This window comes from Wolbachia endosymbiont (group A) of Norellia spinipes (assembly GCF_964273535.1).
The window spans coordinates 377,795-404,118 of record NZ_OZ187006.1; the positions used below are offsets into that span (position 1 = coordinate 377,795).

Annotated in this window: 21 protein-coding genes and 6 pseudogenes; 12 read left to right on the top strand and 15 right to left on the bottom strand. The window is 34.7% G+C overall.

The window, feature by feature from the left end; all coding sequences use genetic code 11:
* Positions 1–547: 547 nt before the first annotated feature.
* A complete protein-coding gene (locus ACFZP3_RS01940; protein ID WP_253309138.1) occupies positions 548–1,744 on the top strand; it encodes a hypothetical protein in 1,197 nt (398 codons plus the stop codon).
* Positions 1,745–1,996: 252 nt separating this feature from the next.
* Here the strand turns inward: ACFZP3_RS01940 and ACFZP3_RS01945 are convergent.
* The 7 genes and pseudogenes from ACFZP3_RS01945 to ACFZP3_RS01975 form a co-directional block, all read right to left on the bottom strand.
* A pseudogene (locus ACFZP3_RS01945) lies at positions 1,997–2,143 on the bottom strand (transposase); the annotation flags it as partial.
* A gap of 63 nt (positions 2,144–2,206) precedes the next feature.
* Positions 2,207–2,335: an IS3 family transposase gene (locus ACFZP3_RS01950; protein WP_353270857.1), complete on the bottom strand. Its 129-nt coding sequence runs from the start codon at positions 2,333–2,335 to the stop codon at positions 2,207–2,209.
* Between the two features lie 232 nt (positions 2,336–2,567).
* Positions 2,568–2,765 (bottom strand): transposase, encoded by a 198-nt coding sequence (locus tag ACFZP3_RS01955; protein WP_264688017.1) that lies wholly within the window; start codon positions 2,763–2,765, stop codon positions 2,568–2,570.
* A gap of 620 nt (positions 2,766–3,385) precedes the next feature.
* Positions 3,386–3,751: a hypothetical protein gene (locus ACFZP3_RS01960; protein ID WP_096641498.1), complete on the bottom strand. Its 366-nt coding sequence runs from the start codon at positions 3,749–3,751 to the stop codon at positions 3,386–3,388.
* Positions 3,752–3,870: 119 nt separating this feature from the next.
* The gene (locus tag ACFZP3_RS01965) at positions 3,871–5,538 is read right to left on the bottom strand and encodes a M24 family metallopeptidase (RefSeq protein WP_386086745.1); all 1,668 of its coding nucleotides are present in this window, start codon (positions 5,536–5,538) and stop codon (positions 3,871–3,873) included.
* Positions 5,539–5,543: 5 nt separating this feature from the next.
* Positions 5,544–7,478: a tRNA uridine-5-carboxymethylaminomethyl(34) synthesis enzyme MnmG gene (gene mnmG, locus ACFZP3_RS01970; RefSeq protein ID WP_386086746.1), complete on the bottom strand. Its 1,935-nt coding sequence runs from the start codon at positions 7,476–7,478 to the stop codon at positions 5,544–5,546.
* A gap of 105 nt (positions 7,479–7,583) precedes the next feature.
* Positions 7,584–8,048, bottom strand: a complete 465-nt coding sequence (locus tag ACFZP3_RS01975; protein ID WP_253309134.1) for a hypothetical protein — start codon at positions 8,046–8,048, stop codon at positions 7,584–7,586.
* Between the two features lie 150 nt (positions 8,049–8,198).
* Here ACFZP3_RS01975 and ACFZP3_RS01980 point away from each other — a divergent pair, with 150 nt between their 5' ends.
* From ACFZP3_RS01980 to ACFZP3_RS02025, 10 genes and pseudogenes are all read left to right on the top strand, one after another.
* The gene (locus ACFZP3_RS01980) at positions 8,199–8,417 is read left to right on the top strand and encodes a hypothetical protein (protein ID WP_253309133.1); all 219 of its coding nucleotides are present in this window, start codon (positions 8,199–8,201) and stop codon (positions 8,415–8,417) included.
* Positions 8,418–8,432: 15 nt separating this feature from the next.
* Positions 8,433–8,651, top strand: coding sequence for a type II toxin-antitoxin system RelE family toxin (locus ACFZP3_RS01985; RefSeq protein WP_253309132.1), 219 nt, complete (start codon positions 8,433–8,435; stop codon positions 8,649–8,651).
* 853 nt (positions 8,652–9,504) lie between these two features.
* The gene (locus tag ACFZP3_RS01990; protein WP_265016809.1) at positions 9,505–9,858 is read left to right on the top strand and encodes a DUF4143 domain-containing protein; all 354 of its coding nucleotides are present in this window, start codon (positions 9,505–9,507) and stop codon (positions 9,856–9,858) included.
* Positions 9,859–10,085: 227 nt separating this feature from the next.
* Positions 10,086–11,174, top strand: coding sequence for a Fic family protein (locus ACFZP3_RS01995; RefSeq protein ID WP_253309131.1), 1,089 nt, complete (start codon positions 10,086–10,088; stop codon positions 11,172–11,174).
* 273 nt (positions 11,175–11,447) lie between these two features.
* On the top strand, positions 11,448–12,530 hold the full coding sequence (locus ACFZP3_RS02000; RefSeq protein ID WP_386086747.1) for an RDD family protein: 1,083 nt from the start codon (positions 11,448–11,450) through the stop codon (positions 12,528–12,530).
* A gap of 382 nt (positions 12,531–12,912) precedes the next feature.
* Positions 12,913–13,242: pseudogene (locus ACFZP3_RS02005) on the top strand (ankyrin repeat domain-containing protein); the annotation flags it as partial.
* 9 nt (positions 13,243–13,251) lie between these two features.
* Positions 13,252–13,467 (top strand): annotated as a pseudogene (locus ACFZP3_RS02010) (PD-(D/E)XK nuclease family transposase); the annotation flags it as partial.
* 302 nt (positions 13,468–13,769) lie between these two features.
* The gene (bcp, locus tag ACFZP3_RS02015; RefSeq protein WP_264688477.1) at positions 13,770–14,237 is read left to right on the top strand and encodes a thioredoxin-dependent thiol peroxidase; all 468 of its coding nucleotides are present in this window, start codon (positions 13,770–13,772) and stop codon (positions 14,235–14,237) included.
* A 16-nt stretch (positions 14,238–14,253) separates the two neighbouring features.
* The gene (recF, locus tag ACFZP3_RS02020; RefSeq protein ID WP_264328634.1) at positions 14,254–15,333 is read left to right on the top strand and encodes a DNA replication/repair protein RecF; all 1,080 of its coding nucleotides are present in this window, start codon (positions 14,254–14,256) and stop codon (positions 15,331–15,333) included.
* 301 nt (positions 15,334–15,634) lie between these two features.
* Positions 15,635–15,982: pseudogene (locus tag ACFZP3_RS02025) on the top strand (IS110 family transposase); the annotation flags it as partial.
* 18 nt (positions 15,983–16,000) lie between these two features.
* Here the strand turns inward: ACFZP3_RS02025 and ACFZP3_RS02030 are convergent.
* The 6 genes and pseudogenes from ACFZP3_RS02030 to ACFZP3_RS02055 all read right to left on the bottom strand — a co-directional run bounded on the left by ACFZP3_RS02030 (position 16,001) and on the right by ACFZP3_RS02055 (position 21,670).
* A pseudogene (locus ACFZP3_RS02030) lies at positions 16,001–16,385 on the bottom strand (transposase).
* A gap of 217 nt (positions 16,386–16,602) precedes the next feature.
* Positions 16,603–19,110 (bottom strand): leucine--tRNA ligase, encoded by a 2,508-nt coding sequence (leuS, locus tag ACFZP3_RS02035; protein WP_386086748.1) that lies wholly within the window; start codon positions 19,108–19,110, stop codon positions 16,603–16,605.
* Between the two features lie 12 nt (positions 19,111–19,122).
* Entirely contained in the window at positions 19,123–19,728 is a 606-nt protein-coding gene (locus ACFZP3_RS02040; RefSeq protein WP_253310003.1) for a murein hydrolase activator EnvC family protein, read from the bottom strand.
* 53 nt (positions 19,729–19,781) lie between these two features.
* A complete protein-coding gene (locus tag ACFZP3_RS02045) occupies positions 19,782–20,117 on the bottom strand; it encodes a MerR family transcriptional regulator (protein WP_253307245.1) in 336 nt (111 codons plus the stop codon).
* The gene (locus ACFZP3_RS02050) at positions 20,117–20,422 is read right to left on the bottom strand and encodes an integration host factor subunit alpha (RefSeq protein ID WP_253307244.1); all 306 of its coding nucleotides are present in this window, start codon (positions 20,420–20,422) and stop codon (positions 20,117–20,119) included. Before ACFZP3_RS02050 ends, ACFZP3_RS02045 begins: the two co-directional genes overlap by 1 nt.
* Before the next feature lie 60 nt (positions 20,423–20,482).
* A complete protein-coding gene (locus tag ACFZP3_RS02055; protein WP_253307243.1) occupies positions 20,483–21,670 on the bottom strand; it encodes an MFS transporter in 1,188 nt (395 codons plus the stop codon).
* Positions 21,671–21,811: 141 nt separating this feature from the next.
* On the opposite strand from ACFZP3_RS02055, the gene ACFZP3_RS02060 reads away from it, so the two are divergent.
* Complete coding sequence (locus ACFZP3_RS02060) at positions 21,812–23,422, top strand: ankyrin repeat domain-containing protein (protein ID WP_386086749.1); 1,611 nt, start codon at positions 21,812–21,814, stop codon at positions 23,420–23,422.
* Positions 23,423–23,601: 179 nt separating this feature from the next.
* Here the strand turns inward: ACFZP3_RS02060 and ACFZP3_RS02065 are convergent.
* Both ACFZP3_RS02065 and ACFZP3_RS02070 read right to left on the bottom strand, forming a co-directional pair.
* Positions 23,602–24,561, bottom strand: a pseudogene (locus tag ACFZP3_RS02065) (IS630 family transposase).
* Between the two features lie 279 nt (positions 24,562–24,840).
* Positions 24,841–26,268, bottom strand: a complete 1,428-nt coding sequence (locus tag ACFZP3_RS02070) for a sensor histidine kinase (protein WP_264688069.1) — start codon at positions 26,266–26,268, stop codon at positions 24,841–24,843.
* Positions 26,269–26,324 lie beyond the last annotated feature (56 nt).

Consider the following 26,324-nt stretch of genomic DNA (forward strand, 5'->3'; position numbering starts at 1 on the left):
AAACAAGCTCCCGATAGATTTATCCCAGGTTAAGTTAGACCCCTGGTTTTGACGTCATTTAAAAGGTTTCGACACTTCATCAGTGGTTCACTTTCGTTCATCTCTCCATTCCTTACATGACATATAATTGTGCCTTTTCCATAACGCTCACTACCTTGCCAAAGCAGCTTATAGTTGTTTGAAGCCTGCTCTTGTAAACCGGCTCCGAGGGGCCCACCCTCATCTATTGCGTAGCTTTTGCACTTAGTTTGCTCTTACTTGAACATTCTTTGTGTCTCTACGGCACACCTAACCCAAGAAAGGTTTTCCTACGTCATACCGCCAAGGATAGATTCCGCTAACGAGTAGCGGAATGACGAATTTGTTGTTTTTCAAATTATCGGTAAACCTAAGCCACTTTAGCTATAGCAGCCGTCTATCTTAGATTGCTTCTTATTAAAAAAAACAAAGCCTTATTAATTAAATATTATAGTTAATAATTACACTCTTTTGACAAATAATTAAAATAGTGTTAAACTGCGTGCATAAAATAATTAGTGAGGTTGCAATGTTAAGCAGTATTATAAAAGTAAAATTAGAGAAAAACTGTTGTCCTTTTGAGAAATTAGAAAACTTCTTTGCTAAAGGGGTATTTCATATAGATGATAGAAAAAGGTTCAAAGAACCTTCAGTAAAGTTAGTTATCGAACATGGATACAATGAAACTTTAACTCTACCAAGAGAAGCAATACCTAATTCTTTCGCTTTGCAGCTTTTATCTTCACTTTATAGAGGAAATGCACTAGCTTTACCTATTATATTAAAATACCTTGTTCACAGGAATTTATCTAAAGATTTTGATGAGATCAGTAAAAAATTACAGGCCAAAATGGATCAAGATATACAAGAAGCGGAGCTACAAAACAATTCTAAAATTTCTAAAAAAATTGAGGTATGCAAACAAGACATTTTAAATGTTCTTAGTGACGGTAAATCAGTATTGAGTGATCAATTGAAGCAAAAATACTATTCTATACTAGAAAATGAGGTTAAAGAATTAAAGGCTGAGATTTCAAAAGAACTAGAAGACTATACTAACAACACTAACATTCATGAAATATATCAAAGCCTTAATAATAAAAAGAAAAACGGAGGATTATTAAAAGAAGTAGCATTAGGATGTTTAGGTATCACTGCTATAATATTAATGCTTACTTCTGTATTCTTCTTTCTCCCAATAATAATAGCCATTAACCCACCCACTCATATGAGTATGCATGAAGTAACGGTTTTTAGGTATATAGCAGTTTCACCTTTCATTGTTATGGCATTAACGCTTATAATAGCAGGTGTAGCTTACTTAGCAAGTTGTTATCTAGAGCATAGTTTTGCAAAAGAAATGCAAGACTTTATAGAAGGACCAAAATATGTAGATAAAGCAACTAATACTGAAGATGTGAAGAAATTAGAACAAGAAGAAACAGAAGTAGGCGATTATGGTAAAAAACCTTCGGCACCACCATACGATGGACCTAAGCAGCCAAGATTGTACCCAAATCTTTCAGAAGTACAACAACCACCATCATACGAAGAAGCTTGCTCTACCGTGCAACCGAAAGATTCACAACCAAGCAGTAATCTTGATTCTGCTGAGCCTGAGCAGCCAAAACTAGTTATGGATCTTTTAGAAAGTCTTCCAGAACAACTAAACACAAAATTGGGTCCTGTTCTACGTCCATCTAATACAGCAAGAGGTGTAATTTAGGGCTAGAGGTTATGATTGTAATAAAGATATAAAAAAACGGACAAGTCAAGTAAAGTTACAAATGTAATTTTGCTTGACTATCCATTTATCACCACCTAAAGCAGCTAACAAAGCCATCCCATATGACATTTTACTTATATCTAATCAAGCATATTAATAAGTAAGTAAATTTTAATATAATCTTATTATACTTATAAATATGCTGTATATAGCTAACCTAAGTAAGGTTTCCCCGAGTGCTGAAAAACAAAATCAATAGCCGAATTGATATCGGGCCAAAAGCTTGGCAGCGCTTTTTTTTATGGCATGCTTGATGGCAAACCAGAACTTCTCAATTGGATTTAAATCAGGCGAGTATGGCGGCAAAAATAAAACTTTACATCCAACACTTTCTATTAATTTTCTCGTTCTTTCAGACTGACCTTACCCAGAAAAAGTGGAGAGAAAATTAAGACGTTTTTGTCATGAGAATGATGCATCAAATTGTGCAGGAATGCAATAATTAATAGTAGAATGCCTACGTTGTTTGTTATAAAAGATTTCTATGTATTCAAATATGGCAGTTCTGGTTTGTTGAGCGAGAAGTATCAATAAGCAGCTCCCTTTTGAGTGAACTTTTCTGCAACAGAGTTATCGTAACAACATCCCTTATGGCTCATGCTGGAAATGATGTTTTTTGTATTCAATAGAAATTGGTAATTTTGAGAGGTATACTGTGACCCTTGATCGCTATGTAACAGCAGATTTTATCGGGTTTGCGCTTATTAACGGCCATCAATAAAGAGTCAACAACCAATTGTTTATTTATTGAACTGCTCATTAACTACCATGCGTGAATATAGATCCTGCCAAATATAGTCATCCTTCTTTGGTTTTTATATAAGTAATCCCATATTTTATTTGGTTGATCGACAATAAAGTTTTGGTCTAATATATTGAGAGCTACGACTCTATTGTCCGTTTGTTGCTTCTTAGTTTTAAATTTTCTTCTCAATATAGCCCGAATACCATTTTTCTGCATAACACTTTGTACTGTTTTAATTTTTGCCTAAAGCTTTTAATTCAGCGTGAATTTTAGGGATCTGCATTTGGATGCTTTTTTTGAATATCTGCTAGAAGCCCATCTCTTGCTAATTCCTTACTGCTTTTTCCCTTAGCAACCCATTTATAATAACCACCAGCAGATATGTCTAAAACCCTACATAGTTCCTGTATTTTATAGCAATTTCTATATAAAAGAATACTTTACTCTTTTTGTTTGGTCAGGGCTTTTTTTTAAATGTCTCTTTCTCTTGTTACTCTTGCTAGTTCTTTTTTTAGATCAAATCTTTCTTTGTCATAAGGAGCCTTTGTCTGGAAATGCGTATGCTTCTGACATTTTTCCATCATATTTTCTTACCCATTTACTTAACATACTGCCATCTATGCCTAGATCTTTTGCTATTTTTTTACTTCTGTTTCTTTAACCAGCTTAACAGCTTCTAATTTGAATCCTGCTGCTTCTATTTGCCATATTTTGAAAAAACGTTTTATTTTACTCCAAAAACGTCTTAACTTTCTCTCTACTTTTTCTGGGTAAGGTCACTAGACACTTATGCAGCTGTGCATAGAATGACAGAAGAGACTTGCGTTAGATATTGTTTATTTACTTTCGATCTTTTCTATCAATTTTTTAACTAAGCCTCTTAGCTTTTTACTGGATTCATCAAGCTCTTGAATCTGCGAGCTATGTTCTTTCATTAGTTCCTTATAGTTACCTCTTATGTAGTCAATCATTTCCTTCATCTGAGCAATCATCTTGTTAACATCCATACTACCCAAATCAGGTACCATGCCAGGCATAGCCCCTTCTAACATACCGCCAGCCATAAGCTGCTGGGACATTTGCATAAATGGTTTTAAAGTCTGATTAAGCAATTCAGGATCCTTGGCTAATTTTTCTATTTGCTCTTTGCAAGTATCCATATACTGCTTCATAAATTCATCTTCTTGTCCTTTGTCTATCATAATATGTCTATCTTAAAATACGTATTCTTTATTATATATCGTTTTTAAATTAAAAACAATACAAAATACCTATCACAATTGCATTAATACTTTTTAAACAATAAAAAATGCTCCTTTGCTTACAAATGGTCACATACCTTCTTTAACCATTCCTTATCTTTTACGCTATTTTCTAAGTTTTCATAGACAAATTGATGATAGCTATTTATCCATTCAATTTCATCTTTAGTAAGCATTTGCACATCTATTAGCCTTCTATCATATGGAATGAAGGTCAGTTGTTTGAAATGTAAAAGGCTATTTTCTTGTCTGTCGACATACATCAGATTTTCAATTCTTATTCCATACTCTCCCGGAATGTAATAACCAGGTTCGTTGGAAAGTATCATTCCTGGCGTGAGTTTCACTTTATTGCCCTTTGATATTGCTTGTGGTCCTTCATGTACTGATAGGTAACTTCCTACTCCATGCCCTGTACCATGCATATACTCCATTCCAAATTTCCATAAATGCGTACGTGCCAATATATCCAATTCTCCACCAGTAGTGCCAGAAGGAAAGATGACACTTGCTACAGCAATGTGAGCTTTCAATACTATTGTATAGTGGGTTATTTGCTCACTAGTCGGATTACCAACCACTACAGTTCTTGTCACATCAGTTGTGCCATTAAGGTATTGGCCACCAGAGTCAATCAAATATAGTCCACTTTTCTGAATTACCTTATTCGTCTTACTGCTTGCACGATAGTGAATTATTGCACCATTTTCATTAAATGCGGAAATTGTTGGAAAACTTGGTTGCTTAAACAAATTCTGTTCTTTTCTGTATTCTAAAATCTTTTCTTCAGCTTCAAGTTCTGTACCAACATTACTTTCAAGCCAATGTAGAAAGTTTGTAACTGCCACTCCATCTCTGATATGCGCATTTATAGCCCCAGCTATTTCAGTTTGGTTTTTTACTGCTTTATAAATTAGACAAGGATCTTCTCTTTCAGCTACCTGTTTATCTTTTATTACAGCCATGATACTCATTGGAGTTGTGTTTGGATCTATAACTATTGAATTTAGCCTGTGCAGCGAATTTTCTAGCTCACTAATATCAAAAATATTTATATGATTGCCTAAATTTGCTTCTATAGTTGAATGTTCTTTATCTTGAATAAACAAATCAACATTACCGCTTTTATACAATATAGCACGGCCCAATATACATGGAGTATATTTGGCATTTTCATTTCTTAAATTTAATAGCCATGAAATTGAATTTGGATCAGTTAAAAGCACTGCTTCAGCTTCTTTATCTATGCTTTTAGCGACTTTTTCACATTTATTCTTGCTACTTTCACCAGCATATTTAATAGAATGTAAAACCACTGCTTGTTTTCGATAGTCACTTTTTTTTCCAGCTAAACAGGGTATTAATTTACAGATATTCTCATACTTTCTTATATCTTCTATGGTAAAATATTGCAAATAGTAACCTAGTGAGGTGGTCAATGTTAAGTTTGCTTTTACCCATTCGCGTGGATCCTCTTCTTGTATATTATATACTTGAAAATTGCCCCGATCGAGCTGATTGCGAGCTTGTGTGATATAGCGTCCATCCGTAAAAAATGGGCACTTGTTGTCTTTTGTAACGATAAGTAGCCCATTTGTTCCTGTAAAGCCACACAGCTTTGTTAGCTCCTCTGAATACTCATTTAAATATTCATCTTTAGTATGCAACATAAATGCGTCAACATTTGTTTCACACATAAAAGAACGAAATTCTTCGATTTTTGACATATACCTCACGCAAAACTAGCAGCTACTTTCGTTTTCTTATTCCTAAGGTACACTAATATGCTCACTATCGCTGCGGGAGTGATGCCTTGTATTTGCTTTGCAATGCCAATCGTCGCTGGTTTTATCGTCTCCAACTTTTCTATTACTTCACTTGACAGGCCTTTAACTTGTGAATAGTTAAAATCAATTGGAATTTGAGTGTTAATTTCCTCTCGTAAAAACTTCATATCTGCTTCTTGTCTTATTAGATAAGGTTTGTATTTTGCTTCAATTTCAACTGCTTCGCATATTTCATTCTTAGCTCTATTATCCGCTTTGGTGTGTCCCATTTTGTCATTCCAGCGCGTGACGCTGCTTAACTCCGGCCATATTTCTTGTAATTTATTCCAGTCGATGTTTGGATAGCTAAGTAAATCTAATGCCGTTTTTCTTATCCCATCATAAGATATTTTAATACCATAAGATCTAAGCTGCTCAGGAGTAATCGTCAGACTCCCTAACTTCTCTTCAAGCTGCTTAATGGATTCAAGTTTATTCTGTAAAATAGAGTATCTCTCATGCGACACAAGGGAAATATCATAACCTTTTTGTGTTAATCTTCTATCCGCATTGTCTGACCTGATAGCTAGCCTATATTCTGCACGTGAGGTAAATAATCTGTAAGGCTCGATCACCCCTTTGGTGACCAAATCATCTATCATTACACCGATATATGAATCTGTGCGGTGAAGAACAAAGCTTTCTTTTTTTTCAGATGCAGAGAGTGCTGCATTAATTCCGGCGATAATTCCTTGCCCTGCTGCTTCTTCATATCCAGTGGTGCCATTAATTTGGCCAGCAAAATATAGACCTTTAATTTTCTTAGTTTCAAGAGTATGGCTTAGTTCTCGTGGATCAATATAGTCATACTCAACTGCATATCCAGACCTCAATATTTCTGCGTTTTCAAGTCCTTTGATACTCTTTATCATTTCATTTTGCACTTCAACAGGCAATGAATTTGAAATTCCGTTTGGGTATACAGTATCATCATCCAGCCCTTCTGGTTCTAAAAATATTTGGTGACTACTTTTTTCTGCAAATTTATTAACTTTAACTTCAATGGATGGGCAGTATCTTGGTGCAACAATGTCATCCAAATACGAAGAAGCTGACCTATGAAGATTTTCTCTAATTATTTTATGCGTATTTTCATTAGTATGGGTAATAAAGCATGATACCTGAGGTTGGTTAATTTTTTCTGTGAGATAAGAAAACGGCACAGGTGGGTTATCACCCACTTGTTCTTGCAATATTGACAAGTTTATAGTATTACGATCAAGCCTTGGTGGAGTTCCGGTACGCAGTCTACCTAATCTAAAATCATACTTCTTCAACGTATTTGCAAGTTCTACTGCAGACTTATCTCCCATTCTTCCTGAAGGAGTTGTTTGCTCTCCTATATGAATCACACCCCGCAGAAAAGTCCCTGTAGTTAGAACGACTTTACTTGTTGATATACGTTCACCTGAGCTTATCATTACAGCTTTAATGCACGGTTCTCCATTGCCATTACTTTCTATAAGAAAATTGTCAACTGACTCTTCTTTTACCGTCAAATTGTTATAATTTAGAATAATTTCCTGTATTGCCTGCTTATATAATTTTCGGTCTGCCTGTGCACGTGGTCCCCATACTGCTGCACCTCTGCTGCTATTTAAAATGACTGAGTGTATGCTTGCTTGATCGATTGCTCTTCCCATTATTCCATCAAGAGCGTCAACTTCCCTGACTACAACACCCTTTGCAACTCCTCCAATTGCTGGATTGCAGGACATTTCTCCTATAGTTGAAATTTTATGAGTTATAAGCAGCGTGTTTGCACCAAGGCGAGCTGCCGCAGCAGCAGCTTCGCACCCTGCATGACCACCACCTACTACTACTACGTCATATTTATGCATGCTTTTTTGAGTAATTCTACTCTACTAATATTCCGATTATCAACGGTTAATGTCAAATCTTGTTATTCCAATGTTACACACTGGAATAACAGAAACCTTACTTGATTAGCTTAAACTTTCTTCCTTCCCTTTTGAAGAAAAGTGCTCAACTATAGGAGAGATAATATAATCGTTCACTTTGTCAGCTATAAGGAACCCTGCAATTGGCGCTATTACTGCTATTGCTCCTATTGTTGCACCTGCTAAAACTGCAGATCCGGCTCCAAGCATTATACCAGGAGAAATAGCAGTTGCAGCTGCAGCAAGACCAACTCCAATTGCAGCGCTTATGGGTGCTGCAATACTGAAAACTGTACAACCTCTTTTAGAATCTATTCCATCAGATTTGCACAGCAAACATCCTGCAAAAAAAAATATAGCCGCTGCTGGAATTATAGAACCAACAATTCCACCTATGGCTAAAGGTGAAAAAGCTGTGACACTTAATCCCAAACCTGTAAGTGCCCCTATTGCAGGGCCTACTAATGATGCTCCAATCACAAATATTAAATGCTCTTTGTCTTCATTCATAGTCATACCTAAAAACTATTACATACAGAAATTATAGAAGATATTCTATAAAAACAAAATGTATTTCTATACAGCCCTACTTCCTTTCTTTATTGAAAAATTTAGAAAAATGTTGTATAATTATTACAGTAGTAGATTTTGGTAAAACATATGGCAAACGCTAACATAGCTCTCAGTAAAGAAATTTTGCAGAATCTTACTAAGTTATCTGAACTTACTAAGCAGCCTGCTCAAGAATTAGCAGAGAAACTACTCGGAGAAGCAATTGAACTTGAAATGGATGACTTTTTATTATCTGTGGTTGCTGATCAATATGATATTGAAAGTGCAGAAACAGTTGATTACGAAGACGTTAAGTGGAGATGTTGATCATAAAGACGCCAAGTGGAAATAAAGCATTACAAAATTAAATTTTTAAAGAATGTTACTGAAAAAGATCTTCCAGCTTTACCGGTAACAATAGAATCAAGAGTAAATAAAGCAATACAGGAACGGCTTACGGTCGATCCAGTGAATCTTGGTGAGCCTTTACACTATAGCTTTAAAGGGTTTAGAAGACTAAGAGTTCCGTATTATATATCATGTAAACACTGTGAAATATGAAGTAACTATCGTTGCAATAGGACATAGAGACACCATTTACGAGAAGGCTTTGAAGATAATCAATAAATATATTTTTCAATAAATTTTACCCTCCTTTTTTATCAAGTTACATAAGTAAATTATACAGAAAATCATAAAGATTATATATATTATACAGCCCTCCTTCCTGATCCATTCTCTACCTTAGGTGGCTTTGCTCAGCTCAAAAATAACTCATTTTTTTGGCTACCCCCCTAATTATATACTATATTATATTTTATATATAATATAGTATATAATTAGGGGAGAGGCGACGAAAACAAGATTTAGAGTTTGAGGAGCCTCCGGTTTAAGGTAGAGAATGGATCAGGAAGGAGGGCTCAGGGTCGATGGACGTTGAGTTGTTTATCGACTTAATTCCAATCAACTATGTTTTTGTAGAAAGTTCAGCGAGCAAATGTTCGTGTAAGTGTTGCCATCTTTAACCTTTTATAGTATTCTTGCATATTGAAACTATAAAATTCAATTTATGTATTTACGTTCTATAACCCCAGTTTTAGAAAGATTTTCTAACTGCTTTGGACATTACAGAGTCTGGTAAAACAACTATTACAAAACATGTACGTATCTTTAGAAGAATCTCGTTTTCATAGGGCATTTCTAGCTAAAGGGCGCAATTTTTGATCCTGAGATATCTTTAAGAACCTGCAAAGTGTACTAACAGGGTCTCAAAATTTTCCCTATATCTCTTTCAGGGCGCATAGGCATTTCAGTTTATCTGATGCCTACAAACATTTATTTTTAAGTCCTGGCCTTAACATGCATCCACTGGCTAGTTATCTACATTGAGCGAGACGTTCGACAACTTAAAAACATTGCAAACCTTAGGTCGAGTAGCTTATCTCTTACTCAAGATTGTGGCACTTCTCATACAACTATGCAGCAGTGGCTGAATATTTTGGAAGCTAGTTACCTAATATTTTTTCTTCAACCATTTCACCAAAGTTTCAACAAGCGTTTAATCAAGATGCCAAAGTTATACTTCTATGACTTGCTTGTTGGCCTTGAAAAGGAGTACTACCTTAAAGGAGCTCTGTTTGAAAATTTGATTGTTTTGGAGATTTTCAAGAAGCGCCTCAATCAGGGATTACCTGCCAATCTATACTTTTGGCGTGACCGAACGGGACACGAAATAGATTTATTAGCAGAATGGGGTGGATGCTATTGAAATTAAGCACGCTTCAGAGTGATTTTTTTTAAAATGTACAGTATTTCTGTGAACTCTCTCAAACAGCTAAGGGGTTATACAGGTCAGCAGACACGCAAAAGTTAAACTTGTGCCAATAAATGAAATAGATCAACTATCCAGAAAGTAATCTACAGTATTTAGATTTGCAAATGTTGCATTATCTGCATTTTATCAGCATAATATAGAAGCAATGTAATGCAGATATTATGCCGATAAAATTTACACCAAATTATACAATTACCTCCAAAATCGCTAGCTGCCTTATAAGAATTGAGGCAGCAAAGGAAAAAGTGTTACATTTACCACTCACTGTATCAATGCTTTCATCTCTTCGTGAAACTGCAAGGCTCTATACGACACACTATTCTACTATGATTGAAGGAAATCGACTTGAGCCTAAACAGATTGAAGAGATTTTAAAGCATAAAGGTCACTTTCCGAGGTATAAGAGAGATGAAAATGAGGTTAAAGGATATTATGCAGCCTTAACTCGAATTGAACAATGGGCAGCAAGGAGAATACCCATTACTGAGAAAGCTGTTCAAACACTGCATGCTCTAGTAATAGCAAGTGGAAAATCTAAAATAAAACCAACACCTTATCGTGATGGTCAAAACGTCATTCGTGATAGCCGTACACGTGCAATAATTTATATGCCACCTGAAGCAAAGGATGTACCAAAGCTCATGAGCAGTATGATTGATTGGATTCGTGACAGTGAGCAAGTGCCTTGCCCAATTATTGCAGGTATTGCGCATTATCAATTTGTAACAATTCACCCTTACTATGACGGTAATGGTCGTACTGCAAGATTGTTGACTACATTAATTTTACACCTTGGTGGATATGACCTAAAAGGACTTTATTCATTGGAAGAATATTATGCCAAGAATCTAGGAGCGTATTATGAAGCAATCAGTATAGGTCCATCGCACAACTATTACATGGGAAGAGCTGAAGCAGATATTACCAAGTGGATAGATTATTTTGTGGAAGGTGTGGCAATTGCATTTGAGAATGTTTTACAGCGTATAAACGAGGAAGGGCACAGAACTGACCAGACTGATCTTATACGTAAACTTGATCCTAAACAGCGTAGGGCTCTTGAGCTCTTTGGGGAATTTTCCATGATTACAGCTAGTCAAGTAGGCAAATTATTTAATTTTAAGCCTCGCACCAGTGCTCAGCTTTGTAAAAAGTGGGTAGAAATGGGATTTATTGAGGTTGTAGACTTTTCCAACAGAGGAAGAAAATACAAGCTTAGCAAGCAATATGAGGATTTGATTTCAAACTAAAAACTGTTTCTAATCTAGAATTCGGGTTAAAAGCACGCACTCAAGGCAAGTAGGACATGAGTACTAGCAGAATGGGGTATTGAAATCAAGCACGCTTCAGAGTGATTTTATTAAAAATGTACAGTATTTCTGTGAACTTTCTTAAGCAGACACGCAAATTGTGCCAATAAATGAAATAGATCAACTTACCCAGTTGCTTGGTTGAAAGCAAGAAGAAGACAAGGAGTACAATTTTACTATTATTTAACTGCTAGTATGGTATGTTAGGCAATCGTGTTGGATACAAAAATGGATAACTATGCGGGAATTAATAAACGCGTTGCAGCATATATAGTTGACCAAACGATATTCCTAGTCTGCTGTTCATCGTTTCTTTCATTAATTTTATTTATATTACCAGAAGAATTCCTTGCCAACTTTTTTAATTATTTCTTTCTTGATCCTGACATTGATACAGGCCTTATATCAGAACGATATGAAATATTAGAAGACTTAGGTACATTACTAGAAAGTTTAGTATATATAGCATTAGAAGTATTAATGATAACAAGACTTGGTTGGACTCCAGGAAAATTGCTACTTGGTATATACATAAAAGATGCAAGCACACTTAAAAACGCTGCTTTAATGCAAGTAGTGATGAGAAGCACTCTCAAGGCATTTTTGTTTGTACCTCTCTATATTTCTGAGTGGTTTTTAATTTTACCAATATTGATCATAATACCTGCAATATTTGATCAACGTAAGCAGCTTTTCTACGACAAAATTGCAAAAACAGTAGTAATGGATCATAAGTCTGAAGAATGCTATCCAAGATTAAACTATGTATATGTGGGAATAACTAGGCGTGCTATAGCATATATTATTGACCGTCTTATTATTATGGGAATTTCTTTAGTCTATTTTCCTTTTGTAAAAATAATTTTTCACCCTGCTAAATCTCAACTATTAATCATATACATTTGCTTATTTTTTTTGCTATCAATAGTATTCGGAATATTCATAACAAGAAGATTTAGTGGTACTCTAGGGCAATTGTTATGCTGTATCCGTATAAAAGATGCAAATACACTTAACAATATTACTCTAATGCAAGCAACAATTAGGTATGTTTCTCTTGAAGTTATTAGCTTCATATTGAGTTCTTTATTCATTATGGATATATTATTTTTTGATAAGTATACTTCTAAATGGTGGCCTGAACCTTTATCAGACTTAATTTTTACAGCTATAATACTAATTTTTGTATCTGCAATATTTGACAAACGAAAGCAGTTTTTTCATGATAAAATTGCAAAAACAGTAGCTGTAAAAAAGAAAGCAGAAGTAATAGTGATAAATAAACCTACAGGCTAATTTACGTGTTTTGTTTTTTCTATTCAATTTCTGATCTGTATAAAATTTACTTAAAAAGTTGTTGACACTAAAAATATCCGTGTTATAAGCAAGGCTATACTTAGTATTTACATAAATTGTTTACGACCATTTAGTTTTACAGTGAGGGTAATTTCTAATTACACTTAAGGGGGGTGAAATGGTTATAGGTCAGCAACAGTTAACTGGTAAAATAGCTACAAGATATAATACCATTCAGTTGTTACGGTCTAGCACTTTAAAGCAAAAAAGTCTTAGTGATAAAATTAGTGATGTAGGGGTAAGTGGGCTAATAGATGATACAGTTAAACTTAGTCGTTCAAAGCGAGATATGGGAAGAGGTATATATTACTCAGTAGTCCTTATGTATCGTGCATATCGGCTGGTAGATAAACTGGGTTGGAAGCGTGGTTTACAGGTAGTCAATCGGTACTTAGTTACAAAACGTGGGCAGGAGAAAACTCTAGAAACAGCCAGGGAACTTTTAGGTGATATAGAAGATTTAAAAGATTTTATAGATGATCTCAAACAAATTTTGTCTACTGAAACAGGAAAAGAGCAAGTTATAGAGGAATATAGCAACACATCTTTACACTTAGCTGCCAAGCAAGGTAATTTAAATGCAGTGAAATATTTTGTAGAAAAAGGGGCTGATATTAATGCTAAGACCAATGGTGATGATACTCCTCTCTACAAGGCTGCATTTGTGGTCGAAATGCAGCTCGCTCGCGACAAGGGCTTTGAAAAACGCGCACAAGCATATGCTGGTAAAGTTTACTCAAGACAGTCTGGCAGATACACTAATTTAAAGAAGGTCTTCTTTATTGCGATTTCAAATTGTATTTTGTTTCCTAAGAAATCCAATTATATATCTAGCAATACTATAAGAGATGAGGAAACTAATGAGCATGACTTACAATGCTTAAGCTTAAAGCATTAGATGCTTTTTACAAGATACAAGGCAGAAACTTATCAATAAGCCCCCATCAAGAATCTTATCTGTTAGCTATATATAAAATTTGATACTCTGACTACAATATACTACTATAGATAAAAGTGTTATCAATGGAGCAAAGTATGGAATTAACAGTAGGAAATAATGTACCATACTACTATAATACCACAGAAGTGGTATTAATGGAGCGAGGTATGGAATTAGCAGTAGGAAATAATGCACCATATTACTATAATACCATAAAAGTGTTATTAATGGAGCAAGGTATGGAATTAGCAGTAGGAAATAATGCACCTGATTTTAGCTTACCAACAGATTCTGGTGAAAATTTATCATTGAGTGAATTTTTTGATAAAAAAAATGTAGTTCTTTATTTTTATCCTAAAGACGATACTCCGGGTTGTAGGATGGAGGCAAAAGGCTTTAGAGATAAAATAGATGATTTTTCTTCCCTTGACACAGTGATAATTGGTGTATCAAAAGATAGTGTTAAGCGCCACGCTAACTTCAAAGCAAAATATTCTCTGCCATTTTCCTTAGTTTCTGATGAGAATGCTGAAATGTTGGAAAAATATGGTGTTTGGGTAGAGAAAAGTATGTTTGGCAAAAAGTATATGGGAATAGAGCGCACTACTTTTTTAATAGATAAAAAAGGTAAAGTAGTGAAGATCTGGAAAAATGTAAAAGTTAGTGGGCATGTTGATGAGGTTCTGGAAGAAGTAAGGAGAATGTAAACTAAAGAATAGGTTAATGGCTACCCATTGCTACATAAAAAAGCTGAAATTACATAATTTTCGTAGCCACTCAAACTTTGAACTGGATTCAGATGATAGCTCAGTTGTAATAACTGGCGAAAATGGTATTGGTAAAACTAATATACTTGAAGCAATCTCGTTGCTTGCTAAAAGCAATGGAATGAAAAAAGCAAAAGCCAGTGAGATACAAAATAGATTCAGTAATGAAGATTGGGTAGTGCACTATGATTTTTTTAATGGAACGGATTTTAATTCAATTGGTATCGCAAAGAGTTTTGATAAGAAACTAATACAAATTGATGGAAAAACGCAATCAAGTTATTCATCTCTGTATAAGATATCCAATGTAATATGGCTGATTCCACAAATGGACTATGTTCTTCTTAATTCTCCAAGTGACAGATTAAAATTTTTAGACCGTATAGTTTCACTGTTTGAAGAAAATTACACTTGCTGCTACATGAAATATAGAAAAGCTAAACATGAGCGAAGTAAACTATTGAGGGAGAACATTTTAAACAAAAACTGGTTCTCTAGTCTTGAAAACATAATGGCCGTTAATGCAGTTAGTATTTTACATATGCGATCGTCTGTTTTAAAAATATTACAAGATACAATTGATAACCATTCCAGTAAGCTTTTTCCGAAGGCAAGTTTGAAATTCAGCAGCCAGCTAACTTTGGACGATACTGCAGAATATTTTCAGAATCGTCTAAAGGAAAACAGAGAAAAAGATTCATTGACTGGTAGAGTAACCCTTGGTGTGCATAACGATAATTTTCGGGTTTTTTGTCAAAAAAGAAACGTACCAATAAATCTGTGCTCCACTGGAGAACAAAAGTTATTACTGCTTTCTATTATTTTATCCAGTGTAAAAGCAAGGTGTATTCATTACAATAAGGCACCACTTCTTCTACTTGATGATATAATGTCTCATCTGGATAAACATTACAGAAAGGCGTTAATAGAGGAAGTGTTAAGTATTCAATGTCAAACTTGGATAACTGATGTAAATCAAGATAATTTCAATAGCTATCTTTATTCTTTCAAGTTTTTTGAATTGTTAAGTAAATAAGTGACAATATTCTTCTGCAAAAGGAAAAAAATACTTACGTCCTTGGTCTTTTATTATATGACTGTGACCTTACCCAGATGATATGAATAAGTATTGCTTGGTTGAAAGCAAGAGAAGATAATAACTTTTCAGAGTGGATAGGTGGCAGGTTGGTACTTCTTTTGAGGCACTTTCTTCTCTTACATGGAGTGTAGGAAGAAGACCTCGTGACCCAGATTCTGCCACCGGCGAGGCTCACAAAATGTGATGAACTCGTATAGGAGTTTGGAACAACCGGTACTCTGATATATTGAAATATGCAATTGGAGGAAAAAATGCGTCACATTGGAGTTATACTAATAGCTTTACTGCTTGTTATCTGCAAGAAGGGAAGCCAGAGTATATTCAAACGTTTTGCTTAAAAGACTTGGATAATTTTATCGAAAATCTTCAAGAAACAGATAAAGTGGCTATAGAAGCAACAGGCAATAGCTGTTTCTTTTATGATGCAGTTTCACCTTACGTTAAGCGTGTGGTAATAGTCGCTCCCGGACAGTTTGAAGTTGTGCGCCGCTCTATACACAAAACAGACAAGCATGATGCAAGAGCTATTGCTTTCTTTCTAAGCAAAGATATGTTGCCTGAGGCAAGGCATAAAAGCAAACAATGTTAGCAGTTATAGTATTTTCTAAAACGAATGATAAACGTCTAAAATGGTATTACCAACTAAAAGGTGTAAGTCTGTACATTGATGCATTAGAGGTCTGAGGCGACTTTTGATGGTGTGCCAACAATGCTCTATCGGATTTAGATCGGGTGAATATGTTGGAAGATAAAGCAAATGACAGCCAAAAGACTCTATTAATGACTTTGTTTTGGGAGTTTTATGGAATGTAGCATTATCCATAACTATGGTTGTATTACGCTGCAATTGTGGTTCGCTCTAACCATACATTAAATACATCTTTATTACACCCTCCTGTGAAGGTCATTGGTGCAATAAACTTCTTTTCAATCCATCCACCTATTATACTCACTCTTTCCCGCTTTTTTCCTGGAACATCAGCATATATTTTTTCTCCTCTTGGAGCTCGTGCATATTCTCAGTATAGAATATATTATACCTTTATCATTCGCTTTTGAAAATACTATAAAACAGAAACAAAAGTGCTGTTTATTGCAGCTTTTGGGTAATTTAATAGTAAAAATTTTAGAGAGAAATTTTATACACTATCACTGATATTTTCCCTTAAGTTGACGCCATTGCCTGAACAGATACACTCGGATTTTTTATATAACTATATTTACTATCTTATTTGGTACAGCATATACAGTGCGAACTTTGCTTTGACCGATCTTACTGGACACAGAGTCTATCGCTATTTTCTTCAATTCTTCTTGAGGTAAGTTAATTGCTACCTTTATTGTTGTGCGTAATTTTCCATTGATTTGCACTGCTATAGTTACCGTATCGTCAACTAATAATGATTCATCAGCTTTTGGCCAAGGTTGACCTCCTATTTCTTGCCATAGGCTTTCAGCTAGATGTGGCATGAACGGTTCAATTACTCTGATTAGTATACATATACCTTCATCAATAAGAGATTTTCCAGTTTTTACATCTATTTCAGCTATTAAGTTCGTCATCTCACGAAATTTTGCCACTACACAGTTTAATCTGCAGTTTTCCAAGTCATCTGTAAGTCCGTGTAAGAGTTTATGAATTTTTTTTCTGTACTCTAGAAGTCCACCCGTAATACTTTCATTATCATAGTGTATATTTACAGGTCTCAGCTGCATGACCATACGCCACAATTTATTTACATAACGAGAACAACCTTCCATGCCATCATCGGACCATTCCATATCTTTTTCTGGAGGAGTGTCGGACAACACAAACAAGCGAGCAGTATCAGCACCATACTTTTCTATGATAAAATTTGGATCAACTGTGTTCTTTTTCGACTTGCTCATTTTTTCAACTTTGCCCACTTGAACCTTAGCTCCTTGTGCAATCAACTCTTTTGCTTCTGCGGGAAATAGCCACTTACCATTTTCGTCTTTATAAGTTGCATGGCAGACCATTCCTTGAGTGATTAAAGTAGAGAAAGGCTCTTTAATAGCAAAATAGCCACATTTGGTTAAAGCACGGCAGAAAAATCGTGAGTAAAGCAAATGCAGAATTGCATGTTCTATCCCACCTATATAATAATCAACAGGCATAAAACGATTACATGCATCTTTGTCTATTGATTTATCTTCACTACAGAATGCAGCAAAATACCAGGAAGACTCAAAAAAGGTGTCGAATGTATCAGTTTCACGCTCTGCTTGCTTTCCACATTTTGGGCAATCAACGAACTTCCAAGTTGGGTGCTTATCCAGCGGATTGCCACCACTTGTAAATTCTACATCTGCAGGTAGAACTACAGGAAGGTCTTTTTCTGGCACTTGCACAGTTCCACAATCTTTACAATATATTATAGGTATAGGGCATCCCCAATAACGTTGTCTCGAAATTCCCCAATCATGTAAACGATAGTTTGTTGTTTTCTCACCTATCCCTTTTTCTTTGAGCTTTTTAATGATTACTTCCTTTGCTCTACTTACCGTTAATCCGTTTAAGAATTCAGAATTGAACATTACCCCATCGCCAGTATACGCCTCCTTTGTCATCCCAGTGCTTCGACACTGGGATCCATTGTAAGAATTCTGGATTCCAGCGTCACGCGCTGGAATGACACCTAAGTGGGCTGAAGAAATAACGGGAATAATCGGCAAATTATATTTCTGTGCAAATTCAAAATCACGCTGATCATGTGCAGGGCAACCAAAAATCGCACCTTCCCCATATTCCATCAACACAAAATTCGCTATGTAAAGCGGCAATTCCTTATCAAGAAATGGATGCTTAACGTTTAATCCGGTGTAAACTCCTATTTTTTCATCATTCTCCCCATTTGTTTTTATGTTATCGATAAAGTCCTGTATTTCTTTATTTTTTAAATCCTGCACAATAGGGTGCTCTGCTGCCACTGCACAAAAAGAAGCCCCAAATAAAGTATGAGGATAAGTTGTAAAAACCTTCAATTTCTTATTTAAGCCAACTACTTCAAACTCTATAGTTGCTCCTTCAGATTTTCCTATCCAACGCTCCTGCATTGTTTTGACTTTTTCTGGCCAATTTTTCAAACTTTGCAGGCACTTGAGTAAGTCTTCAGCGAAATCAGTAATCTTTAAAAACCATTGGGACAACTTACGTTTTTCAACAACTGCACCTGATCGCCACCCTTTTCCATCAACCACCTGTTCATTTGCAAGCACTGTTTGGTCCACTGGATCCCAGTTAACCCATGACTCTTTTCGATAGGCAAGCCCATGCTTTAAAAAATCCAGGAAAAATTTTTGTTCGTGTTTGTAGTAATCAGGCTCACATGTGGAGAGTTCACGCTCCCAATTATAAGAAAGACCTATAGATTTCAACTGTGTACGCATATTATCTATATTCTCTTTTGTCCATGTTTCAGGGCTAATATTATTGTCCCTTGCTGCATTTTCAGCTGGTAATCCAAACGCATCCCAGCCAATTGGATGCAAAACCTCAAATCCACGAGCTCTCTTGTAACGCGCTATCACATCCCCTATTGCATAGTTACGTAAGTGCCCCATATGAATTTTACCGGATGGATATGGAAACATCTCCAATACGTAACATTTCTCTTGTTCACTATTCTTGCTTACAGAAAAATCCCATTTATCTTGATAAAATTTTTCAACACTTTTAAAATCATATTTCATATAAATCCAAATTCAATTACAGTTCACATGCATCAAAGGATCAACCGCTTGGCCATTATGCCGTATTGTGAAACACATCTGTGGATCTTTATCTTGTGTGCTTGATTTACCTGCAGATCCAATCACTTGACCTTGCTTTACTTTATCACCAATTTCAACATGTATGTTTTTTAAATAGGAGTACACAGTCATGTAATTATCTTTGTGTTCTACTATAATTAAATTTCCATACCATCTCAGCCCTTTGCCTACATATACCACTTTGCCGGGTGCAGAGGCAACTACATTCGTTCCATTTTGAGCAGCAATTTTTATGCCATCCTTACACATTTCATCAGAAGAGGTAGCTGAAATAACTGTACCTTTAACTGGCATTACAAATTTGCAATTTACCCCCACGTTTTGTGCATTATTGTTATCTTTGTATATCCTGTTTATGATGGCTTTTCTATTTTCTTTTTTTATTAAAGGCTCCCTAATTAAATGGTACTCTCTTGTATATTCCAGCTCTCTTTTTCCGTAAAATTCTTCGCCTTTAAGCAGCACAGGTGCAGGTTTTTGCAGGCCACAGCCTATTAATATTGCTAATAATATAAGAAATGAAGCTATATGCCACATTTTAGATATATCAACTCTCACAAAACTCCAAAATTTTAGCGAGACGTAGTGTTTCACGCCTGTTCGTTACTTTCCTCGTTATTTATTTTACTAGTTAAATAATCCCTCAAATCGGTAAGTTCTTGCAACAAATTCTTTGGATCAAGATTGACTTTTATATCATTACCAAATTCTTTTTGCACTCCTTTTATTGTATATCCTTTATCATATAGCATGTATTTTACTTTCTTTATGGCCTCTATACACTTAAGATCATATAGCCTTCTTCCTTTACGCTTTGTAGGCTTAATTTGATGAAATTGACCTTCCCAAAATCTTAAAACATGCTGTTCCAAATGTAGCTCTTCAGCTACTTCCCCAATCGTATAAAATAATTTTTCCTTATTCATTAATTATTGATTAATTTTTTTATAATTTTTGAAGGCCTAAAAGAAATTGAATTTCTTGCCTGAATCATCACTTTCTCTGATGTATTTGGTATATTTCCTGGTCTTTCCTTCTTTTTCTTAACCAAGAATGTTCCAAATGACGATATTTTTACTATTCCATCCTTTACCAAGCTTGTCTTTATTTCGTTCAATATATCATCTATTATCGAAGCAGAGTCTTCCTTTGATAATCCTATTTCTTGGTTTATATTTTCAGCTATCGTTGCCTTAGTTACTGTTGTGTCTTTTGTTGTAACGTGATCCATTATTGATAAATATTACAATACGTAAATATAATATAGCAATCGACTCGAGATTCAGCTACTTTATTTTTTAGGGTATGTCTCTTCTGTAGCATAATTTAAAATACTAGCAACTGCCAACATTACAAATATTGCAAAAAGCGCCATTTGATGATCTGTAAAAAGTGCTAGCATTGACACTATAATTCCGCTGACAATAAACATAAACCCATTGATAATGGATGATGATGTGCTAATGTATTTTCGTTTCACAATCTCGCTGCCGACAGTAAAATTAAGCATATGTCCTCCCGCAAAAAACCCGAACATTAACATACAAAAGTACACAACGTGGACTGTTAAGTGGCTGCACAACAAAATAATCATTGAAATACCTTGTAACAGAGCAAAAGCAGAGATTACATGCCTTCTATTTTTAAATAGATTTGAGATTCGATCTGCAATTGGAGCACCAACTGCAAGACCAAGCCATAATATTGCGGTTGCTACACCTGACTCCACTGCATCAAGTTCTGAGTTGCTCAGTAACCTTGGAGCCCACAAGGTATTCAGTGCTAAAAATGTTCCAAAAGTAATAGCACCCACCACTGAAGTTATCCAGATATCTCTTAATTTTAGCACTGTGAGTACAGAGCACATTACTGTTCTTATAGAGCTTTTTATTGTGCATTCTTCTGAACTGCTTTCTGGAAGTGTGTTTGGACAAAAAAGCGTAAGTACAAATATCAACACACCAAATAGTATTATGCATACAATCAGATTCTTCCAATCTGCACCTTCGGCAAGCAAGCTAGAGAACAACATTTGAATCACCAAAGCGGAAAGACTTGAAATTGTCTGCACTAGTGAAAACATTAATCCAAATTGGGCAACGGAAAAACATATGCTACTTGTATGAGCAGCACCAATAAAACCAAATGATGCTCCAGTTGCAATCAATACTTGAGATAAAATCAAATGGGAAAAATTATCACTATTAATAAGGACAAAAAACCCCAAGATCATAGTTGATAACGAGAAAAAATAAATTTTTTTACTGGAAAAAACATTAAACGTTGCCCCACTAAAAAATTGTAAGATAGCAAAAGTCCAAGTATATACTGAGTTAGCTAGCGCAACTTGCGCGATTGTAAGTCCAAGTTCTTTTTCAAGATTCACACTTATAAAAGTATAAACTATCTGAATATTGCTGAATATAACAACCAAGTTACTGATCAGCCAAATGAACCAAGCCTTAGCTCTGCTTTCCATAAGATTTATTTTTATAAGTAATCTATTAGAAATTTAACACTAAGTCTCTTTTTAAGCTATTGTTTCCTGAATAAGTGCTGGACTTGACTTCCTTTAGCTTTATTGTACAATTAAATAATTTTATCCTAGGGTTAGATTAATATGGCACCACGTGAGTCTCAATTCAAAGAGTTTAATAATATCATTGCAAAAATAAGTGATAACATTAATTCCGGTAGGGTTGGTCATGCTGAAATTTATGAGGAAATAAAAAATCAGTTAAGAGAAAATCTTAGTACTATATATGAAGAGTGGGGAAGTAGTCAATTTGATCCAAGTTTTAAGTTCAAGTTATCTGGTGGTTTGTATGGCACTACGGAGACGACGCTATTACATAGCGCAATTAATTGCAGAGAAAAAGAAACTGCATGTATGCCATTGGTTCAACGTCTATTAGAGAAAGGGGCTGATCTTAATGTAAGAGATAGCTACAATAGTACTCCACTAAGTGAAGCTGTTTACACCGAAGGAGACAATAATAAAGAAGTAGTAAAGTTATTGTTAGACGCTGGAGCAGATCCAAATGCAATAGACGATGGTGCTACAGATTCAAGAACCCTGTTATCTATAGCGTGCCGTTATTCTGATGAGAGTCTTAATGTAGAGGCAGCAAAACTTCTATTAGAAAATGGAGCAAACATTAATGAAGTGGTAGATAATAAAGAAAATACTGTTTTACATCAGCTTATTCGTCAATCATTTGACATAAGAGAACAAGCTTTCAAAAAACAACTTACTGACTTAATAGGACTTTTTATAAAATATGGGGCTAATATTTATGCTAGTAACAATTTTAGTAAGACTCCTGAAGGTCTTATTGACATGCAGTTTCATGGTCATCACATAAATGATAAGAAATTTGTCACCTCTATACAAAAGTTTTTAGAGAAGCAAAAGGACTCAATAGAGTACCACAGAAAGTTATTTGAGGTAGTAGAACAGAATAAAGATCTTAGATCACTTGCTGATATTATAGCAGGAAATGGTCTAATTGGTGTAATGGGCATTCAAGTTTGCAGCAAAGTGATACCTCAAATACTTGGAATACCAGATATAAAGCTTGTCATTAAAGGTACTATTGCTGAAGGTGAGGTTGAGCAAGAGTTCTCTCAGGGAACAGGATGGCCTGTTATTGAGATTGAAGATGGTTCTCTTAGATATTATGACTTATTCGATAAGATTATTTCTTGTTTTGAAGATAATCCTGTAGTCAAAGACCTATCATCTCAAAAATCGCAAATCTTGTCATACAGAATATTTCGCTATATCAGGGAAAACACAGAGGCTATAAAACAAGAGCTTTGGGGTGAATCCAGAGTTAGTAGTGCACCGACTGAAGTAAAGAAAAAGGAAGACAGCATAACAGAAGAGTATGTTGCACAAAAGCCTAATAAAGATGATCAGGATACTGTAAAACAGCATGGTAAGGAAAAATCAAAAGGTAATGCTGCTAAAGAAAACAGGAATGAGATAAGTGATACTAGTTACACAGATAAAAAACCTATGGTAACTGGACGTTCTACTTTTAATTCTGGTGTTTATTCTCAAAAAGAGCCACCAATATTTTCTAGAAAACAAAAAATTGCAATTGCTGTTGGTATTGTTGCTGCACTAGCAACAGCTTTGGTCTGTTATTCAGTTCAAACTACCCATTTTGGCAATAGTTGTGTCTGCATTAATAGCCGGGGTTGGTGCTTACATGGTGTCAAGTAAGCTCTACGATGTTTCTATCTGTAACGGTACTAACCAACAGCCTGGTTTTTAGTTGCTTTATGTAAAGTATCAATAACTTGAGATATAGCTGATTCACTTATAAAACTCCGTGGCTTAGGGTTTTGTTCTTTTAACCTATCAAGATTTCTCCCCAATTGTTCTAATACCAATTCTCATTATTAGTGAATCAAATAAGAGGCATTGCAGAGTTGTTTAATTGTGGAGTGAGAAAGAGAGGCAATAAATTTGCACAAAGCGCTCTCAAGCAGAGCAATTGTATCATAGATTTTATTGCGCAAAATGTTCTGTTTTATGTATAACCAAAACCTCTCAACAGTCAGGTGAATATGGAGGTAGGTATATAATGTCAATATTTTTAGGCACCTTTAAATTTTTTGACTTATGCCAACTAGCACAATCCATGATAAGAAATGCTTCCCTTGTTCCTAAATATTGTGACATCTGCTCAAGGAATATATTCATACAATCAGTATTGACGTTTGAGCCAGAACTCTCTCCATTTCTGGTGCACTATAGAGATAAAAATTTTCCTACCTAGTTTTACCTTAACCTGTGTCCTAATGCCTTTTTTAAACCACCCGTGTCCAATCTTTGAATGTGTGCCAAACCGCGGTTCATCGAAGAAAAACAGCTCTTTTTCAGGATACATGACAATAGTTTCATTAAGATCTTTTTTTTTAAACTCCTCTTGTTTACTTTTATCTTGTCCGTTATGCACTGGTCTTGGTGTGATATATGAGAATTTCATTCTTTGCATATTACGGTGTACTGTAGACTTGCTAAACCAAACCTTTCCTGAATTCTTATTTTCATTTCTTTTATAGTAATATTGGGGTTTTCCTCTATCCACACCTCAACTTGTTCACGTTGACTTTGGTTCAATATAGTTTTTCTACGGCGTTGAGGTGGAGCAAATAATTTTTCTTCTCTGCCAAATTTTAGGTCATGCAGTAAGTGCCTTTCTTGAAATGCAACATATTTTTGCTACGGCTGTTATACTATGCTTTTTTGCTGCAATTACAGCATTTAGTTTTTTTGCAACATATGCATTATTTCTTACTTTCTTCAGCATTTCTTTTGCTCACTTTTTCATCCAATAATTTTGATCTTAATGCCATTTAAACCTCGCTATTTTACTTACTCCAGTATGGCTTTTTTCCATTATTGTCTATCCGTTACTTGTATAGCGGGAATTGGTATAACTAATTTACTTATCAACATATCCACTAACTATAATCTGTATACCGCTACACAGTTAGAAGTATTTTTTGATTTTACAATACAGCTTGAGATTCAATTTTTATAATTTTCTTGTTGACTAGCCAGACGGTACCTACCTTCTCGGCTTGCTGCTTTTGATAAAGTGTGGTTTTCAAGACAATATCAAATAGATCCTATTAAAAATCAATCGAATCTTCACATGTTTGTTCTTCATAAAAGAAGTTCAATGTTATCGTAGTACCAAGTTTTGCTTCACTTTTAATGTCGAAAGTTCCACCCATTAACTCTACTAATTTCTTGCTTAGCGGTAATCCGATGCCCGTACCTTCATTTCTATATCCCGAATCTGCTTGGCCAAAAACAGACATAACTTTATATATATCCTGCTGCATTATTCCTATTCCATTGTCATGAAACTCAATAGTTAATAAGTTTTTTTCTATATTTTCTTTTATCACCATTCTTATTAAACCATCTTTGGGAGTAAACTTGATTGAGTTTGATAATAAATTTATTATAACTTGTTTCATTCTCTTAGGATCTGCAATGACTAATAATTGTTTATTAGTCGTCTCTTTTTTTAAATTAATCCCGGCTTCTTTTAATTTAGGTAATAGCATATTTACGCATGAATCTATTATTTTGTTCAGGTTAAACTTCACTTTTTCTACTGTTAAACTACTTGATTCAGCTTTTGAAAAATCTAACACATCATTAATTAAGGTAAGTAAGTGTGTTCCTGCATTATATATATCGTCTGCATACTCCTTGTATTGAGAGTTATCCATTGAACCTAAAGTTTCATTTTTGATCAACTCCGCAAATCCAATAATAGCATTAAGAGGTGTGCGTAATTCATGTGTAACGCTTGCAAAAAATTTTAGCTTATTTGCATTTTCTTGCTCTAATGCCTCTTTTATCTGCTGTAATTCAATGTTAGTTTTATGTTGCTTGGCTAGCATTTGGGTATTAGAAAATTGCAAATAGAACATTATTAATATTAAAATTATTAATAATAAGCCCAAAAATGTTAAAAATAGGCCATATGCTATAACATAAGAATTATTGTAGTTTCGAAGAATCTTCAAAAAAAACGAAGGTTTAACGCTATTTTCATGGAATATAGGAAAAATAGAAGTTAATGTATTTCCTGTAGTATAAAATATTTCTTGGTTACTTAATAGTTCATCAATTTCATCGTTTGTAAGTAACTGTTCATAATCATAATCTTGAGTGTTAAAATTACTGAATATTATTCTGCTGTTTTGATCATACAGTATTAAGCTGAAATCCTTTACTTTGCTCACTGATTGTAATAATTCAGCACGCAGTTTTACCAGTTGGTTTATGTAGTCAAAATTTTTGTATTTAATGTGATGCTTTTCTATTAGTAAATAATGGTATTTTTTTATTATGCCATTTTCCAGTATACTTTTTAAGTTTACACTTGAATCACGGTAAGAAGAAAGGAAATTACTCCTTAGTAAATAATTACAATATATCACACTGAATAAAATCATAAAGATCGATGAGAGTAATGCAATAACTTTTGTGTATTTGTTTTTCTCCAGCGCAGAAAACATTGATTTACCTAGCTTATACATATTCTTCTTATTGTGAAACAACGGTTTTTATGTTATTAATAATAAAATTTAGCATA